The sequence below is a fragment of the Bacillus sp. ISL-78 genome (genome assembly GCF_018613455.1).
In the GTDB taxonomy this organism is placed as follows: Bacteria; Bacillota; Bacilli; order Bacillales; family DSM-1321; genus Peribacillus; species Peribacillus frigoritolerans.
Genome location: NZ_JAGGQC010000004.1, coordinates 258,916 through 276,417 on the forward strand (window position 1 = coordinate 258,916; position 17,502 = coordinate 276,417).

The following is a 17,502-nucleotide window of genomic DNA, read 5'->3' on the forward strand; positions in this document are numbered from 1 at the left end:
TCAATTTTGGTACGAATCAGTGGTTTAGCAAGCGGGATGGACATTGATGAATTAGTTAAGAGCATGATGCAGGCGGAACGGGTGCCGTTGGATAAACTGACACAGAAAAAGCAGTATTCCGAGTGGCAGCGTGATGATTACCGTTCGATGAATACAGCTTTATCAGAATTGGACACGCTCATTCGTGATGGAATCGGAAAGCAGTCTTCCTTCATTAAAAAGAAGGTGACGCTATCGAATCCAGATGCTGTCTCGGTGAAAAATGTGAATTCGACCAGTGATTTTTCCGGGAATATAAAAGTGAATGGACTTGCCAAGGCAGCAACCATGACAAGTACGGAAAAAACAGCTGTTACCGACCCCAAAAAGAAATTAGCGGAATTAGGAATCACGACACCGCAGGATATTACGATCCTGGCCATCAATAAGGATGGCGGTTTTGATACGGAAGTAAAAGATGGAGCAACAGTGGAAAAACCGTACACGCTTACCCTTAATGCGGACGATACGTTAGAGAGTGTCATAAATAAAATTAATGCTAACTCGGGAGTGACTCTGTTTTTCGATGAAACGTCACAGAAATTTTCCATCACTGCTAAAAACACAGGTGATGTAAAAGATCGGCCTGAAATTGAGTTAGGGGGTACCGGAGATTTCTTCAATGTGCTTAAAATGAGCAGTAACAATGAAGGGGCTGGCGGCACGATAGGGGAAAATGCATCGATTACTTATAATGGCCTGGACATTTCCCGGCCTTCGAATACGTTTCAGATTAATGGAGCGGAAATAACGGTGAAGCAAAAAACGGCGGATACCGTCACATTCTCATCAACAGCTGATGTCGATGCCATCCTGGATACGATCACTCAGTTTGTGAATAAATACAATGAAATCATTAAAAAGGTTCAAGATAAAACGGGGGAAGCGAAATATCGCTCATTTACCCCGCTTACCACGGAGCAAAAGAAGGCAATGACAGAGGATGAAGTGAAGCTGTGGGAAGAGAAGGCGAAGAGTGGAACATTAAAAAGCGATTCGACATTAAAAAGTCTCCTGACCACGATGAGGTCCTCCCTATACACATCGGTGGATGGAATCACTGGAAAAAACAATCTCAGCAGTTTGGGAATCACCACCACCAAGAATTATTTGGAAGGCGGTAAATTAACGATTGATGAGGACAAGCTCCGGGCAGCCATTAGTGAGGATCCCAATGCGATTTATGATATGTTCATGGCCAATGGGGCGGAAAAGAGCGAGAAAGGACTCGCACGCCGGTTAAGGGATGATATAGAATCATCCATGAAGGTTATTACTGAAAAAGCCGGGAAGGCCGGATATGTTAATAACAATTTTACAATCGGAAAAATGGTTGATGGGCTGGATAAGAAGATTTCAACATTTGAAGCCAAGTTAACGAAATTGGAATCTCGCTATTACAACCAGTTCACGGCGATGGAAAAAGCGATTCAAAAGGCAAACAGTCAAAGTGCATCGTTAGCTTCTTATTTTAGTTAAGGTATGTCGGAAAGGAAGTTAAATATGGCAATGAATAATCCATATCAATCGTATCAGCAAAATTCAGTCAATACAGCATCACCGGGAGAGCTGACATTAATGCTTTATAATGGCTGTTTGAAGTTCATCATGCTTGGGAAGAAAGCCATTGAAGCAGGAAATATCGAAGCGAGGAATACGAACATCATCAAGGCGCAAAACATTATCCGTGAATTGATGGTGACGCTGAATATGGATGCGGATGTATCCAAAGATATGATGAGTCTGTATGATTTCATGAACCGGCGTCTGATCGAAGCGAATATGAAAAATGATCTTTCTGCCTTAGTGGAAGTGGAAGGACTTGTTACGGAATTCCGGAATACGTGGAAGGAAGTAATTCAGATCAACCGGAAAAAACAATTCACCCAAAGCGGTCATGTATAATGGTGATTAGAACCTTTCATGAATTGACAGCTGAATTACTTGCCGTACTGGAAGATCGCTCGATAACAGAGCGTGATGTTAAAATAGAAAGGGTTACAAAGCTGATTGATCAGCGGGATGGACTCCTTTCTCAAATCACACCGCCTTTTACTGGTGAAGAGCAGCAGCTGGGACGTGCAGTTCTGTTGCTCAACCAACAGGTCGATCACTTGCTGAAGCTCCAAAAGCAGGAGATACAGCGGGATATCCAGGATATAAATAAGAAGAAAAAATCATCCAATAAGTACACGAATCCGTATGAAAGTCTATCAGTGGATGGCATGTTCTATGATAAAAGAAATTGATTTCCTTACCGTTTGGATTCCAAACGGTTTTTATGTTAAATGTTTTTAAATTTTCTGTAAATAAAATAGGCTTAATTTTTTCTTTCTAGCATAGCATTTGATATAATGAAGCTAGGGCAGACATCAACCCTTTCCAAACCTTCCGACAATTGTTTCATTATTTCGACATATTTCATGATGTGTTTCTAAAAGGAACCGGAGGGGTATTGTAGAATCTAACGGTATAGTCTTAATTTAAGGAGGACTCACTTTATGAATTACAACGTACGCGGTGAAAACATTGAGGTAACTCCAGCAATTCGAGAATACGTCGAAAAGAAAATTGGCAAGTTAGAACGATATTTTAACAATACACCAGATGCAAATGTGTTAGTCAATTTAAAAGTGAACAATAATACATCAAAGGTCGAAGTGACGATTCCCATGCAGAATTTGGTTCTTCGCGCTGAAGAGGAAAATGCGGATATGTATGCTGCCATTGACTTGATCAATGATAAGCTTGAACGCCAAATTCGTAAACATAAAACGAAGGTCAATCGCAAGTTCCGAAACAATCTATCGACTACACCCGATGCATTCGCCTTCAATACGGAAGCTGACGAAGTGGTGGATGAATTCGAAGACGATAATGATATTGAAGTGGTCCGCAATAAACGTTTTGATTTAAAGCCAATGGACAGTGAAGAAGCGATTTTACAAATGAATATGCTTGGCCACAGTTTCTTTGTTTATACGAATGCGGATACTAATACAACAAACGTAGTGTACCGCCGAAAAGATGGACGCTATGGATTGATTGAACCTAGTTAATTATTATTCTAAGATCAAAAGCACAGCCCAGCCTCTGGGTTGTGCTTTTTTGCATGTTGATAGAATCCGTTGGAAACGTAAAAATGATTGTTTTTTTGTTCTCTAAAAAACACAAAGTTCACTTAAAAGAACAATATTTGTTCTTCATTAAGATAAAATAGTTAATTTTACCTATTTAAATACCCCTATCTTTTGCACTATACTCGAATTGTAAGTTCTTTAAAAAGAACAATTAGTTATTTGTAGAAAACAATTTGATCAGGGTGCAGAGGGGGGATTATTTGTATCGAAAGAATTGCCATACATGCCATAGGGCTTCTTTTAGCAGTGCGGAATATGGAAAGTGGCATTGCCCGACCTGCGGTGAGGATTTAACTGCGCAAAAAGCCCACGATGCACTTACAATCGAGAGAATCAATACACCCCAAAGAAATTTTAAGAACAGTAATATTTACTATTATACAAAAAAACGAAAATGAATTAGTCTATGAAAGATCACCTGAATTTCAAATTTTCTTAATATTGTAACATTTTGTCGGATGAAAGTTTTTGCATTTATGTGGATTACCGACATAAAATAGCAATATATGGAGTGCGTATCCGTTATAATATGATTATAGGTAATGTATTTGGTAATAAATACCACGACAAAGGCAAACTCATTGAAAAATGAGGGCGCAAAGGCACAGGTCTAAGGTCCTTGTGACTATGATGGCTGGTCTGCCTGAAATACAAGAGTATTTTAGGAGGTAGAAGAGGTGGCTAATGTGGAAATGGATCAAGAATGGGTGAATTTGATTTCTGAAGCAAGAAGCTTGGGTTTCAAAAAAGAGGAAATCATCGCTTTTTTGAAACGGGAAAGCCTTGAGGCAACATTTGAGGAGAACGATGGAAAATAGGTTCCGAACAAATTCGGGAACATCCCTATAAACAGTGGTTCGATTCATTAGCTGTTTATAGGGTTTATTATTCCTTGAGATTCTTGTGAGTCTAGCTTATTCAAACAGTATTCTTCAGGAATATGTAGGTAAACTAGTGCACTGCCACTCTACTCTTCTTTATCTTTTCTCCATTTATTAAACTCGATGAATTCCCTGAATTGTTGTTTTGAGACACCCGAATTCATGGCTTCCTCAACGATTTTCATCCAGTCATTGTCCAAGGTTTCCTTATTTGGTGCATCGTAAAGCAGGGCATCAACAGGGATGTTAAGTACGGAGGAGATTTTTTCAAGAAATTGAATAGAAGGATTCGTTTGTAAGTTCCGCTCGAGCGAACTTAAATAAGACTTTGCAACACCTGCTTTATCGGCAAGTTCAGTCATCGACATTTTCTTTTCTTCTCGCAGTTTTTTTACACGTTCACCAATCATCAATACCACCTCGAAACATGTTCTATTTATCTTCCGCTAATAAGTTTCGGCAGCCCACCTAATCATTCAAAACATGACGACTGTAAGGTTGGATTACCTTGACATGCTATCTCTAGAGAGGACACAGCATCTAGTGATGGAAGGTTATGGATAATTCACATTTGCATATGGAATAGTGGGGAGTTTGCAACAAATTTTTTATACTTCCTCCTATTTTAACAGTTTTACTCCTCATTTATCCATTGTTTTTCGCAAGAATTGCATTCAGGTCTATACCAGGGAAGTGACATGAAGTTGTACCTCTATGATAGAAGTGGTAAAATTAAGCGTGCATTAGTAATAATAGAAGGTGTGTTTCTTCTTACTTATATGAATTTTGTCATTGAACGATCATTACCATAATAGAGGAGCGTTATTGAATGCTTAATATATTAAATAAAGTTTTTGATCCGAATAAGCGAGAAATCAAACGTTTAGAAAAAATCGCCGATCAGGTCGAAGCGCTGGCTGATGAGACGGCGGCGTTATCGGATGAACAGTTGCGTGCCAAAACGGGTGAATTTAAAGAGCGTTATCAAAATGGGGAAACCGTTGATGATTTGCTTGTCGAGGCTTTTGCGGTTGCACGTGAAGGGGCAAAGCGCGCTCTGGGCTTATATCCTTACCGAGTTCAAATCATGGGTGGGGCATCCCTTCATGATGGAAATATCTCCGAGATGAAAACAGGGGAAGGTAAAACCTTAACATCCACGATGCCGGTTTATTTAAACGCGCTTACCGGTAAAGGTGTACATGTCGTTACCGTCAATGAATACTTGGCACACCGTGATGCCACCGAAATGGGTGTATTGTATGATTTCCTCGGTTTGACCGTCGGGTTGAATTTGAACAGTCATTCTAAAGAAGAAAAGCAGGCAGCGTATAATGCTGACATTACGTACAGTACGAATAATGAGTTAGGTTTTGATTATCTTCGTGACAATATGGTGTTATATAAAGAACAAATGGTACAGCGTCCGCTGCACTTCGCTGTCATCGATGAGGTCGATTCGATTTTGATTGATGAGGCGAGAACGCCATTGATCATTTCCGGTTCGGCACAGAAATCGGCACAGCTTTATATCCAGGCCAATGCGTTTGTAAGAACCTTAAAGAAAGATACGGACTACACATATGATGAAAAGACAAAAGGTGTTCAGCTGACGGAAGATGGGATGAATCGAGCTGAAAAAGCGTTTAATATCGATAATTTATTCGATATTAGTCACGTTACTTTGAATCATCATATCAATCAGGCGTTAAAGGCTCATGTTTCCATGCATTTGGATGTGGATTATGTCGTCCAGGAAGGCGAGATAGTCATCGTTGACCAATTCACTGGCCGTTTGATGAAAGGCCGCCGTTACAGTGAAGGTCTCCACCAGGCGATCGAAGCGAAAGAAGGACTTGAAATTCAAAATGAAAGCATGACTCTTGCGACGATTACTTTCCAGAACTATTTCAGGATGTATGAAAAACTTTCAGGTATGACCGGTACAGCCAAAACGGAAGAAGAGGAATTCCGCAATATTTATAATATGAATGTCATTGCGATCCCGACAAACAGGAATATCATCAGGGATGACAGGGCAGATCTTATATATGCGACAACTGATGGGAAATTCAAGGCTGTTGTGGAAGACATCGCCGAACGTTATACAAAGGGTCAGCCTGTGCTTGTCGGTACGGTTGCCATCGAAACATCTGAGGTCATATCTGCCTATTTATCCAAAAAAGGCATCCCTCACGATGTTTTGAATGCCAAGAACCATGAGCGTGAAGCGGAAATCATTGCGAATGCAGGTAATCAAGGCTCAGTTACGATCGCTACGAACATGGCAGGGCGCGGTACGGATATCAAGCTTGGCGAAGGTGTCAAGGAGCTTGGGGGCCTTGCTGTCATCGGCACGGAACGTCATGAAAGCAGGCGTATAGATAACCAGCTGCGTGGCCGGTCCGGCCGTCAGGGAGATCCAGGGGTCACTCAATTCTATTTATCAATGGAAGATGAATTGATGCGCCGCTTCGGTTCGGATAACATGAAAAACATGATGGCACGCCTAGGTATGGATGATTCCCAGCCAATTCAAAGTAAAATGGTGACAAGGGCCGTTGAATCCGCACAGAAACGGGTCGAAGGCAATAACTTCGATTCACGTAAGCAATTACTGCAGTATGATGATGTTCTCCGTCAACAACGGGAAATTATCTATAAACAGCGTTTCGATGTCATGGAAAGTGAAAACTTACGTGAAATCGTCGAAACGATGATCACGGCATCCATCCAGCGAAATGTTGTCGCGTTTGCACCAATGGGCGATGAGGAAGGCTGGAATGTACAAGGCCTTGTCGATTACCTGAATGGTAACCTATTCAATGAAGGTTCAATCACTGTAGCTGATTTGGAAGGGAAAAACGAATCGGAATTGGTTGAGTTCATTTTAGCGAAAGTGAAAGAAGGCTATGACCAAAAAGAAGAAGAGCTATCTGAAGAACAAATGCGTGAATTCGAAAAAGTAATCGTTCTTCGTGCAGTCGATAGTAAGTGGATGGACCATATTGATGCAATGGAGCAACTGCGCCAAGGGATCCACCTTCGTGCTTATGGCCAAATCGATCCGCTTCGTGAATATCAATCTGAAGGTTTTGCCATGTTTGAAGCGATGATTGCTTCAATGGAAGATGAAGTCGCGAAATACATCATGAAGGCTGAAATCCGCAACAATTTGGAACGCAAGGAAGTCATAAAAGGACAAGCGGTCAATCCGAAGGAAGAAGACGGGGGAAAAGTGAAAAAAGCCCCTGCCCGTAAAAAGGAAGACGTTGGAAGAAACGCGTTATGCCCATGCGGCAGCGGTAAAAAATATAAGAATTGCCATGGCAATTTGGGTTAAAGTTAGGTGTATAATGAAGATGAGACGGTTAAGTCCAAGGCTAGCCGCCTCTTTTCATGTTTAGTTTGCATATAGTTTGAAGAGGTTTATTGTAATGAAGGGAATCCCTCTTCAGGGATTTTTTTTAACATACTTAATGAGGTGAAGAGAAATGGAATTAGCAGAAATAAGAAATGAACTTGAACGGACAGCGCAACGATTAACGGACTTTAGGGGGTCTCTTTGACTTAGATGAAAAAGAGGCACGAATCGCACAGCTAGAAAATGAGATGACACATCCCGATTTTTGGAATGATCAGCAAAAAGCACAAACTGTCATCAATGAAACGAATGCTTTGAAAGAACAAGTCAATCAATTGTCCGACCTGAATGAATCATATGAAAATCTGGATTTGACATATGAATTAGTGAAAGAGGAGAATGATCAAGAACTTTTAGCGGAGCTGGAAGAAGAAATCACGGTTCTTGCACAAAAGATGAATGACTTTGAACTTCAACTTTTATTAAGTGAAGAATATGACTCGAAAAATGCCATTCTTGAACTGCATCCCGGTGCAGGCGGTACGGAGTCCCAGGATTGGGGTTCCATGCTGTTGCGCATGTATACAAGATGGGGTGAAAAAAGAGGCTTTAAAGTGGAAACCCTTGATTACCTTCCAGGTGATGAAGCTGGGATCAAGAGTGTCACTTTAATTTTCAAAGGCCATAACGCCTATGGCTATTTGAAAGCGGAAAAAGGGGTACACCGTCTTGTCCGTATTTCTCCTTTCGATTCCTCAGGACGACGCCACACTTCATTCGTTTCATGTGAAGTCATGCCGGAATTCGATGAGACGATCAATATAGAAGTACGTACGGAAGATTTGAAAATCGATACGTACCGGGCAAGTGGTGCAGGTGGTCAGCATATCAATACAACGGACTCGGCGGTTCGGATCACCCATTTACCTACGAACACCGTGGTAACGTGCCAAAACGAGAGATCTCAAATCAAAAACAAGGCCCAGGCCATGAATATGCTGAAAGCCAAATTGTATCAACGTGAAATTGAACAGCAACAAGCGGAATTGGATGAAATCCGCGGGGAGCAAAAGGAAATTGGCTGGGGAAGCCAAATTCGTTCTTATGTTTTCCATCCGTATTCCATGGTTAAAGATCACCGTACTAGTGCGGAGACCGGAAACTTGGGAGCTGTCATGGATGGGGATATCGATATGTTCATTGATGCGTACTTGCGTTCAAAATTATAAGATCAGCCAGTCGGACCGGTTTCCCCGGTCCGGCTTTTTTTATGATTTCCTTTTTAACGAATCTTCTGGCTGACATTTACAGGATTGAAAAGGGATGCTCTTCCTCGTTCGGCCAATACTAGATAATAATGATGGTTCGAGGAGACTTATGCAAAATGAAGAGAAGATACAGGGAGCAGAGGCACCCTTTCATTCAAAAGTTAACGGAGTATGGATTGGTGATTGTCGGTTCGGCCATAATTGCCATTGGTTTTAATGTGTTTTTACTGCCTAACCAGGTCGCATCCGGAGGGGTCAGCGGGATTAGCACGATTCTCGATTCAACTCTCGGTTGGGAGCCGGCTTATGTTCTTTGGGGTTTTAATATCCCTTTGTTCATTGCGGGGCTTATTATCCTCGGAAGGCATTTCGGGGCCAAAAGCCTGATTGGAACCTTGTTTCTGCCTTTAGTGGTATTTCTGACAAAGGATTGGGAGGCATGGACGAATGATGCATTGCTTGGTTCGATTTGTGGGGGGATGATGGTCGGGCTTGGGCTGGGGATCGTCTTTCGCGGCAAGGGTTCCACTGGCGGGACCGATTTGGCGGCACAGATTTTCCATAAGTATACCCATCTGTCATTGGGGACCTGTGTGGCTATCATTGATGGAATCATCGTTTTAAGTGCTGCCATCGTTTTTGATATTGAAAAAGGCCTTTATGCATTGATTGGACTATATGTGACAAGTAAGACGATCGACCTTGTCCAGATTGGATTGAACCGTTCGAAGATGTCACTGATCATCACGAATAAAGAAATGCAAGTAAGGGATGCTATCTTACATGAGCTGGACAGGGGAGTAACAGGCATATCCGGGTATGGCGGCTATACGGATGATACTCGTCCAATTTTGATGTGCGTAATAGACCAGTCGGAATTCACCAAATTGAAACAATTGGTGAAACTCGTTGACCCTAAAGCGTTCGTAATTGTAATGGACGCATCGGAGGTACTTGGGGAGGGTTTTAAACTGGACTGAAATTGGTATAATGTTCTTGTGCTGGTATAAATCAGAGGGGGTAAGTTCAATGAAAATGAAGTGGTTAGCCTTAGTACTGGGTACTTCTTTGGCCTTGGCTGCATGCGGTGGGAACGATGATGCATCAGATAAAGAGACGGCAAGTGAAAATGGCGAAACGACTACGGCAGGTGCCGGTGATGCCGCAAAAATTTATGAAAACAAATGTTCAAGCTGCCATGCAGTGAATCTTGAAGGCGGCGTGGGACCGAACTTGACGAAGGTAGGCTCCAAGCTATCAAAGGAAGACATTGAAAAAGTCATTGCGAATGGTCAAGGCGGCGGAATGCCAAAAGGTATAATCAAGGGCAAGGAAGCGAGCATGGTCGCTGAATGGCTTGCTGATCATAAATAATGTTTAATGAAACGTTCTGCTTAGCGGGACGTTTCATTTAGCCTCCATAAAATCCTCGAAACACCTCATGATCAACCCCTTATCAAGCAATCGAATCCTGGAATTATTACATAGATGTTGATATATGTCTAACTGAAATGAAACTGTAATATTTTTTATGCTTAATTTGACAAAATATGATGTTATAATGTTTCTGTGCTCAAGTAAGAGAGATTCCTGTCAGATTTCAGTGAAAATTGTCGAAAAGCTGTAGATACATAGTGATAATCCAAGCAAATTAGGTGGTTTTAGAATGATAGAAATGATAGATGTGAAGAAGACATATCCAAATGGCGTAATTGCCATTAATGGAATCAATGTGAAAATAAAGCCAGGCGAATTCGTTTATGTAGTGGGTCCGAGCGGTGCCGGAAAATCGACCTTCATCAAAATGATGTATAGGGAAGAAAAGCCTACAAGCGGTAATATCTTGGTCAATGGCATAAGCCTGCCAAGTATCCGCAATTCGAAAGTTCCTCTATTCCGCCGTAATATCGGTATGGTATTCCAAGATTTTAAACTCCTTCAAACATTCACTGCATATGAAAATGTTGCTTTTGCCATGGAAGTTATTGAAAAGGAACCAGAAGAAATCAAAAAGAGAGTCATGGAAGTCCTTGATCTGGTTGGCATTAAACATAAAGCGAGAATGCTTCCTTCCGAGTTGTCTGGTGGGGAACAGCAAAGGGTTGCAATAGCCCGTTCGATCGTCAACGATCCCAAAGTAGTCATAGCCGACGAGCCTACAGGTAATCTTGATCCCGAAACATCATGGGAAATCATGAACATATTCGAAGAAATTAATAAACGCGGAACTACACTGGTCATGGCCACACATAATAGGGACATCGTCAACAATATTAAACGACGTGTCATTGCCATTGAAAGTGGAAAAATAGTTCGCGATGAACATCGAGGTGATTACGGATATGAAATTTAGAACATTGCTCCGTCACTTCCGTGAAAGTTTTAAAAATATTGGCCGTAATGGTTGGATGACGTTTGCTTCAGTCAGTGCAGTAACGGTCACTCTAACTTTGGTTGGCGTCTTTTTAGTGCTCATGATGAATTTAAATCATATCGCGGGAAATGTGGAGAAAGATGTCGAAGTTCGTGCACATATTGATAATGCGGCGAATGATGACGATATAAAAGCTATCGGTAAGCAAATTACGGAGATAAACGGCATCGAATCAGTGATTTTCTCTCCTAAGGATGAAGAGCTTACTAATTTAATAGATGATTTAGGAGATAATGGTGAGGCTTTTAAACCATTTGAACAGGATAACCCATTAAGGGACGTTTATGTTATCAAAACGAAATCTCCGCAAGATGTCATCAAGGTGGCAAAAAAAATCGAAGGTATGGAATATATCCAAAGTGTTAAATATGGACAAGGCTACGTCGAGAAACTATTCAGCTTTGTTAATATTGCTAGAAACATAGGGGTCGTTCTTATTGTAGGCTTACTATTTACTGCAATGTTCCTGATTTCGAATACGATTAAAATTACCATTGTAGCCAGAAGAAAAGAAATTGAGATCATGAGATTGGTAGGAGCGACGAATACATTCATCCGTTGGCCATTCTTCTTGGAAGGACTTTGGTTGGGAGTCCTCGGCTCCATCATTCCGATAGGTCTGATTGCAGTACTCTACTATAATCTTTATAAGTATGCAGCACCGCAGATTACGTTCAAATTCATAGATTTCTTACCTGCAAATCCGTTTATATATCAAGTATCGGCCATCCTCATCGTAATTGGTGCGGTTATCGGAATATGGGGCAGCTTGATGTCCGTCAGGAAGTTCTTGAAAGTATAAAATTGTATCTTTACTCGAAAGCCAAAAGTAGCCAGACATAAATAGAGAGACGTTACAAGGCAAGGACGTAACGGGTTGAAAGGGGAAATGAAACGTGAAAAAGAATATCATTGCCATGAATGCCTCCATCATGATCGGGTTGGGAAGCATTCTGGCGGCACCTTCGGTTTATGCTGAGTCTATTTCGGATTTAGAGAAACAGAAGGAATCCATCCAGGAAAAACGTTCAGGTGTTGAATCGAATATTTCCGACACGGAAAAGAAAATCGATAGCCTGCAGGATAAGCAAATGACAGCAGAAGACCAAATCGCTGCCATTGAAGCGAAAATCGCAGAGTCCGCCAAAAAAATCGATGCTAAAAATGCTGAAATTACACAAACGAAAAAAGAAATCGAGGCATTGAAAGAAGAGATTAAAGTATTAAAAGAGCGGATCGCGAAACGTAATGAAGTATTGAAGGAAAGGGCTCTTTCTTTCCAGGAGACTGGCGGGGACGTGAACTACCTTGAAGTATTATTCGGATCATCCAGTTTTGGGGATTTAGTTGACCGTGTCGGAGCTGTAGCGACAATCGCTGAAGCCGACCGCGATATTTTAAAGCAGCATGAGCTGGATAAAAAAGATCTCGAAGAAAAGCAAAAGGCCGTTGAAACGAAGCTTGCCAGTTTAGAAGTGGCAAAAGCTGAACTATTGGAAATTCAAAAGCAACAAAAACAGCAGAAGCAAGAAAAGGATGCATTGGTTAAAAAATTAAAGCAACAAACTGAAAAGCATGAACATGAGAAGATGGGTCTAGAGGAAGAAAAAGCGAATCTTGCTGCTCAAGAAAAAGCCATCAAATCAGCCATCAGCTTGGAACATCAGCGTCTTGCCGAATTGGAAGCAGCTCGTAAAAAAGCGGCAGCCGAAGCGAAAAAACGTGCAGAGCAAGAAGCTGCACAAGCGGCTGCACAAGCAGCATCACAGGCATCACAGGCATCCGAAACAAAAAAACAATCCACTTCTTCAGGATATAGTGCAAAAAGCAACAGTTCATCATCATCTTCACCCGCTTCGTCTAATGTAAGTCAAGCGCCAGCCGTATCATCGGGTACTTTCACTAGACCTAGTGCAGGATATGTATCTTCAACAATGGGTGAACGCTGGAATAAACAGCATGCCGGCATCGATATAGCAGCTAGTGGAACGGTTCCGGTTGTAGCGGCAGCCGACGGGGTCGTAAGCCGTTCTTACTTCTCAAGTACATACGGTAACGTCGTCTTCGTTACCCACTCGATCAGCGGTCAGCAATGGACTACTGTGTATGCACACTTAAGTTCCAGACAAGTAGGCGAAGGTGCTGTAGTTGCCAAAGGTCAACAAGTGGGCATCATGGGTAACACAGGCCATTCCTTCGGTCAGCATTTACACTTTGAGCTACATAAAGGACCATGGAATTATAGCAAGTCAAATGCTGTTAATCCATTAAACTATATACCTAATTAATACCCAATATATCAAATGAAAAACAGACCAGGATAAATTCATGGTCTGTTTTTTTATGTGGTTTTCTATAAGCATATTCTTTCCATTACGCTCATATAGTGAAATACATATCAGGTCAGAAATGGGGATAAATATGGTCAAAAAATGGGTACTTCCTCTAGTAATCATCATGTCACTTGCCATTGGAGCAGTGGGGGGCATATATTGGACAAGCCTTCCGGCCAAGAATGAAGCAAAGGATGAAAGCCAAGAAATATTGAAGGATAAGGAATGGGCAAAAGTGGAACAAGCATACGGCTTGATCGTAAGTCAGTATGTAGAACAGGTGGACGGCTCCAACCTGGTGGAGGGTGCCATCCAAGGCATGCTGTCAGCGCTGAAAGATCCTTATTCCGTATATATGGACAAGGAGACCGCTAAGCAATTCAATGAAACCCTGGACTCTTCTTTTGAAGGGATCGGGACTGAAATCGGAATGGAAGATGGTAAGGTCATAATTGTTTCTCCTTACAAAGACTCGCCTGCTGAAAAAGCTGGATTAAAGCCGAAAGATCAAATCCTCAAGGTGAATGGTGAAAGTGTAGAAGGGTTGGATCTGTATGAAACACGCCTGAAAATCCGCGGCGAAAAAGGGTCACCCGTCAAAATGGAAATAAAGCGGGCAGGGATTGATAATCCACTTGAATTCAATATGGTGCGTGCCGAAATTCCATTGGATACCGTATTTTCATCAATTAAGGAAGTCGGCGGAGAACAAATCGGTTATATCGAGTTGACCACATTCTCGGAAAATACTGCAAGTGATTTCAAAAAGCAGATGAAGAAGCTGGAAAAGAAGGGAATCAAGGGCTTGGTCATAGATGTACGAGGCAATCCAGGCGGCCTTCTTTCCAGTGTGGAAACGATTCTTGGCGAGTTCATCACCAAAGACAAGCCCTATTTGCAAATTGCAGAAAGAACGGGGGAAACACAATCGTTTTTCACAAGCCTTAAGAAAGCGAAAAGTTATCCCATTGCCGTCTTGACGGATAAAGGCAGCGCCTCGGCCTCGGAAATCCTGGCTGGCGCCATGCAAGAGGCGGGAGGCTATCCATTGGTTGGCGAGAAGACTTTCGGGAAAGGCACAGTACAGCAAGCTGTACCAATGGGTGATGGCAGTAAGATTAAACTTACGTTATATAAGTGGCTGACTCCATCAGGGAACTGGATCCACAAAAAAGGGATCGAACCGACGATTAAAGTCAAACAACCGGAGTATTTTGATGCCCATCAGCTGGCGATTGAGAAGGTGTTGGAGCGGGATATGAATGATGAACAAATCCAGTATGCCCAAAGCATTCTGAAAGGACTCGGATTTGAACCGGGTCGTGAGGATGGATATTATGATTGGAGTACAGAAATCGCAGTAAAGGCATTCCAAAAACAATTCGGCCTGGAAGTGACCGGTAAGCTGGATGCTAAAACCGCAGCGCATCTTGAATCAGCCATTCTGGAAAAGATCCAGGATGAAGATAATGATATCCAGTTACGCACGGCTTTGAATTATTTAGTGAAGTAACTCGATGGCATCGTTCCCCTTGGAGCGGTGCCTCTTGTGCATTTAATCGTTCCTTGCCTGCTAACTTGAGATAAACCTACTTTTTCTGCATCTTAATAGGCATGGAAGCTAGATTTTTGATAGAATAAAAGGTAACTGACCAGAACGAAACTTGACAAAATTTTGATTACTTTTGAGGATGGTGGAAAGAAATTGACAACGGATTGGCTGATTGCATGCTTTATGGGACTGGGAAAACTTTTCCTTCACCCTTTGCTTTATGTTTCGATTGCCTATTGCTTATTCATCGGCTATCTTCGCGTTAAACGGGAACGCCATGATTTTAATACGAAGATCTACAGTTTTTCCATGGAGCTTCGTTCCATGCTGCCTCAAGGATTGATAGGGGGATTGATCGTTTCCTTCCTCACGCTGGCTACCGGACTCGCCATTCCTTTGGCGGCAATGTCGATCATGGCAGTGGTTACGGTATTGGCGATGCTATCCATGAAAAAGAGGTTTGTCTCTCCCGTTTATACAATGGGACTCACATTCTTTATCCTGTTCTTTTTATATGATAGAGATATCGAGCTGACGTTATTACAGGATGCCCTTAATCAACTGGATCGGTCCGTTTATCCGACACTTGTTATTTTAATGGGGTTATTACTGATTGCTGAAGGGTTTTTGATTGTTGCTAATGGAAGTAAAAAGGTCTCTCCTCACTTGGAGGTATCCAAGAGGGGGCAGCCGATAGGTGTGTATGTTTCACAGCGAGTCTGGCTAATTCCCATGTTCGTTATGATTCCTGGAGGACAACTTCAAGCGCCTTTCGAATGGTATCCGGTTTTTACAATCGGGGACATGTCCCTGTCGCCGATCGTACTGCCCATTTTAATCGGCTTTAAGCAAAAAGTTCATGGGACGCTCCCGGAACTGGCCATTAATGCGCAAGGCAAAAAGGTAGGTGCATTGGGAATTGTGATTACGGTATTGGCGGCAGCTGGTTACTGGTACCCTCCATTGGCAATCATAACGGTCGTTTTGGCAATCCTTGGCCGTGAATTTCTGCATCATTCCCAAAAGGCAATGGATCAAAAGCTTCCTTTTTATTTTTCGAAAAGTAAGCTGGGTGTCCAGATCTTAGGCGTTATCCCTCAATCTCCGGCAGATAAGATGGGGTTGCAAAAAGGTGAGGTCATTTCGAAAATAAATGGCGTCGTCGTCAGGGAAGAAGAAGAGCTATACAGGGCACTACAAATAAACCGGGCACATTGCAAGCTCGAGGTCATCGATAATAATGAACAGATTCGTTTTGTGCAAAGAGCTCTATTCGACGGGGAGCATTACGAACTGGGCCTCTTGTTCGTAGACGATCAATTAAAGGAAAGCGGACAAGTGGGTTAATGACATAAAATAAAAGGCCTTTCTCGAATTATATCGAGAAAGGCCTTTTTCAATAGAAACGTGTTATTACTTTTCAAGCATGATTTTTTCTATATCTTCCAGCATTTTATTAGCTGCAATTACTCCGCCAGCTGTATTCCATGTTGCGTCGCTAACCTCATGGGCATTTCCGTTTTTGACTGCATCAAGGTTTTTCCAAAGTGGATCATTCGTCCATTCTTTTGCTGTGCTTAGGGCTTGTTTGTCGCCTTCAGGAGCGTAAGTGAAGTAGAAGAGAATATCTCCATCCATTTTAGGGATGACTTCTTTTCCAACCTCAATGGCAAGGTTTCCTAATTTATTATCTGCAGTGAAAAGTTCCTTCTGTTGTTCTGCACGTTTAAATCCTAATTGATCGAAAATCACTCCAGAGAATGAATCTGTGTAATAAATACGAGTAGTTCCAGCCATGAAACGGACAATGGAAACTTCTTGATTGACTTTATCACCCAATTTAGCTTTAAGATCTTCAGTTTTTTTATCGAATTCCGCAATTACATCGTTACCTTTTTCTTCAAGGTTCAAGGCTTTTGCATATAGTTTAAAGTTTTCTTTCCAATCTCCTCTTAGCGTTTCCGAGAAAACCGTAGGGGCGATTGCATTTAATTTATCATAAATAGCTTCTTGGCGTATCTTGCTTCCGATAATCAAGTCAGGCTTCAGTGATGCGATTTTCTCTAAGTTAACTTCATGTTCTACACCAACAACTTCAACCCCATCCATATCATCTTTAATATGGTCGTACCAAGGGTCACCAAGCCATGACTGAACGGCACCAACAGGTTTAATTCCTAAAGCGATCAATGCTTCAGTACCTTCATTTGTTAAAACGACAACCCTTTTAGGTGTTTCTTTCAACTCGGCAGTGCCCATGGCATGCTCGATTTTGTAGCTTTTCTCCTCTTTCTTGCCTTCAGCTTTATTTCCATCGGCCTTTTCATCCGAATTCCCGCAAGCTGCTAAAAGGAAGACTGCAAATATTGTAAAAATCGTTAATAAAGACTTAAATCTAAACATCTATGTACCCCTCCCAATTTGTCAGCAAATGATAATCATTCGCACTTAACAGCATCATCATAAAATGAATATACTTTTCTGTCAATAT

At 41.8% G+C, this 17,502-nt stretch carries 17 protein-coding genes and 1 riboswitch; of the genes, 15 read left to right on the forward strand and 2 right to left on the reverse strand.

All coding sequences use genetic code 11. The annotated features are described in order from the left end of the window. The first annotated feature begins 6 nt into the window (after positions 1-6). The 6 genes from J7I96_RS06805 to sinI all read left to right on the forward strand — a co-directional run bounded on the left by J7I96_RS06805 (position 7) and on the right by sinI (position 3,997). Positions 7-1,518, forward strand: coding sequence for a flagellar hook-associated protein 2 (locus J7I96_RS06805; RefSeq protein WP_214922696.1), 1,512 nt, complete (start codon positions 7-9; stop codon positions 1,516-1,518). Positions 1,519-1,542: 24 nt separating this feature from the next. Beyond that, the gene (gene fliS / locus J7I96_RS06810; protein WP_214922695.1) at positions 1,543-1,944 is read left to right on the forward strand and encodes a flagellar export chaperone FliS; all 402 of its coding nucleotides are present in this window, start codon (positions 1,543-1,545) and stop codon (positions 1,942-1,944) included. Next, positions 1,944-2,288: a flagellar protein FliT gene (gene fliT, locus J7I96_RS06815; RefSeq protein ID WP_214922694.1), complete on the forward strand. Its 345-nt coding sequence runs from the start codon at positions 1,944-1,946 to the stop codon at positions 2,286-2,288. Before fliS ends, fliT begins: the two co-directional genes overlap by 1 nt. A 252-nt stretch (positions 2,289-2,540) precedes the next feature. Then, positions 2,541-3,098, forward strand: a complete 558-nt coding sequence (gene hpf / locus J7I96_RS06820) for a ribosome hibernation-promoting factor, HPF/YfiA family (RefSeq protein ID WP_048684017.1) — start codon at positions 2,541-2,543, stop codon at positions 3,096-3,098. Between the two features lie 281 nt (positions 3,099-3,379). After that, the gene (locus J7I96_RS06825; RefSeq protein WP_215048055.1) at positions 3,380-3,577 is read left to right on the forward strand and encodes a hypothetical protein; all 198 of its coding nucleotides are present in this window, start codon (positions 3,380-3,382) and stop codon (positions 3,575-3,577) included. A gap of 163 nt (positions 3,578-3,740) precedes the next feature. After that, positions 3,741-3,826: riboswitch (cyclic di-GMP riboswitch) on the forward strand. Between the two features lie 30 nt (positions 3,827-3,856). After that, positions 3,857-3,997 (forward strand): DNA-binding anti-repressor SinI, encoded by a 141-nt coding sequence (gene sinI, locus J7I96_RS06830; protein WP_311315159.1) that lies wholly within the window; start codon positions 3,857-3,859, stop codon positions 3,995-3,997. 149 nt (positions 3,998-4,146) lie between these two features. Here the strand turns inward: sinI and J7I96_RS06835 are convergent, their stop codons facing one another. After that, positions 4,147-4,470, reverse strand: a complete 324-nt coding sequence (locus J7I96_RS06835) for a helix-turn-helix domain-containing protein (RefSeq protein ID WP_048684020.1) — start codon at positions 4,468-4,470, stop codon at positions 4,147-4,149. A gap of 419 nt (positions 4,471-4,889) precedes the next feature. Between J7I96_RS06835 and secA the strand changes: the two genes are divergently transcribed. The 9 genes from secA (at position 4,890) to J7I96_RS06880 (ending at position 16,358) form a co-directional block, all read left to right on the forward strand. Further along, positions 4,890-7,403 carry a preprotein translocase subunit SecA gene (gene secA, locus J7I96_RS06840; protein WP_214922693.1) on the forward strand — a complete coding sequence of 838 codons (2,514 nt, stop codon included), beginning with the start codon at positions 4,890-4,892 and terminating at the stop codon, positions 7,401-7,403. A gap of 151 nt (positions 7,404-7,554) precedes the next feature. Next, positions 7,555-8,653, forward strand: a protein-coding gene (prfB, locus tag J7I96_RS06845; protein ID WP_223255851.1) for a peptide chain release factor 2 whose coding sequence is annotated in 2 segments (ribosomal slippage) — positions 7,555-7,617 and positions 7,619-8,653 — 1,098 coding nt in all. Because the reading frame shifts where the segments join, the coding sequence is not laid out codon by codon here. A gap of 155 nt (positions 8,654-8,808) precedes the next feature. Next, a complete protein-coding gene (locus tag J7I96_RS06850) occupies positions 8,809-9,672 on the forward strand; it encodes a YitT family protein (RefSeq protein ID WP_214922692.1) in 864 nt (287 codons plus the stop codon). 49 nt (positions 9,673-9,721) lie between these two features. Continuing rightward, positions 9,722-10,066, forward strand: coding sequence for a cytochrome c551 (cccB, locus tag J7I96_RS06855; protein ID WP_214922691.1), 345 nt, complete (start codon positions 9,722-9,724; stop codon positions 10,064-10,066). Between the two features lie 292 nt (positions 10,067-10,358). Further along, positions 10,359-11,045, forward strand: coding sequence for a cell division ATP-binding protein FtsE (gene ftsE, locus J7I96_RS06860; RefSeq protein WP_089361962.1), 687 nt, complete (start codon positions 10,359-10,361; stop codon positions 11,043-11,045). Then, on the forward strand, positions 11,035-11,928 hold the full coding sequence (gene ftsX, locus J7I96_RS06865) for a permease-like cell division protein FtsX (RefSeq protein WP_214772986.1): 894 nt from the start codon (positions 11,035-11,037) through the stop codon (positions 11,926-11,928). The genes ftsE and ftsX overlap by 11 nt, the downstream gene beginning before the upstream one ends. 94 nt (positions 11,929-12,022) lie before the next feature. Beyond that, positions 12,023-13,414 (forward strand): murein hydrolase activator EnvC family protein, encoded by a 1,392-nt coding sequence (locus tag J7I96_RS06870; RefSeq protein WP_214922690.1) that lies wholly within the window; start codon positions 12,023-12,025, stop codon positions 13,412-13,414. 133 nt (positions 13,415-13,547) lie between these two features. Beyond that, positions 13,548-14,972: a S41 family peptidase gene (locus tag J7I96_RS06875; protein ID WP_214922689.1), complete on the forward strand. Its 1,425-nt coding sequence runs from the start codon at positions 13,548-13,550 to the stop codon at positions 14,970-14,972. A gap of 192 nt (positions 14,973-15,164) precedes the next feature. Beyond that, positions 15,165-16,358 carry a PDZ domain-containing protein gene (locus J7I96_RS06880; protein ID WP_214922688.1) on the forward strand — a complete coding sequence of 398 codons (1,194 nt, stop codon included), beginning with the start codon at positions 15,165-15,167 and terminating at the stop codon, positions 16,356-16,358. A gap of 66 nt (positions 16,359-16,424) precedes the next feature. On the opposite strand, the gene J7I96_RS06885 is transcribed toward J7I96_RS06880, so the two are convergent. Next, complete coding sequence (locus tag J7I96_RS06885) at positions 16,425-17,414, reverse strand: ABC transporter substrate-binding protein (protein WP_214922687.1); 990 nt, start codon at positions 17,412-17,414, stop codon at positions 16,425-16,427. Between the last annotated feature and the right edge of the window lie 88 nt (positions 17,415-17,502).